Origin of the sequence: Cognatundibacterium luofuense, assembly GCF_018139685.1 — a bacterium.
Lineage (GTDB): Bacteria > Pseudomonadota > Gammaproteobacteria > Burkholderiales > Burkholderiaceae_D > Undibacterium > Undibacterium luofuense.
In genome coordinates this window covers 1-424 of sequence record NZ_JAGSPN010000185.1, presented here as the reverse complement: position 1 = coordinate 424, position 424 = coordinate 1, and the positions used below count along the sequence as shown (strand labels likewise).

Here is a 424-nt window from a genome sequence, read left to right as displayed (position 1 = left end):
CACCAGTGCGCTGAAGGTGATGATGGAAAACCAGATGTCGTAATGCGTCGACAGGTAAATCAGTACCAGTACAATTTCCAGCAATGTTGGCACGATGCTGAACAACGCAAACGAAACCAGCGATGAAACAGCGCGTGTGCCACGCTCGATATCGCGGGTCACTCCACCGGTTTGTCGATTCAGATGAAAGCGCAGTGACAGCGCATGTAAATGCCGGAATACTTGCAGGGCAATCGTCCTGACTGCACGCTGCGTAACACGGATAAATACAAACTCCCGGAGTTCGGTAAATGCCGTCGTTGATAAGCGCAACGCGCCATAAGCAAGTAATAAACTGACCGGCAACACCATGACTGCGGCCGGATCACCCGGTGCCAGTGTCAGGCTGTCGACAATATGTTTGAGCACAACAGGTACGCCGATA

General features: G+C 51.9%; 1 protein-coding gene. It reads right to left on the bottom strand.

Annotation, left to right across the window (positions count from 1 at the left end; genetic code table 11):
- The coding region (locus KDM89_RS19945) for an ABC transporter transmembrane domain-containing protein (RefSeq protein WP_268977905.1) at positions 1-424 on the bottom strand (424 nt) is incomplete at both ends.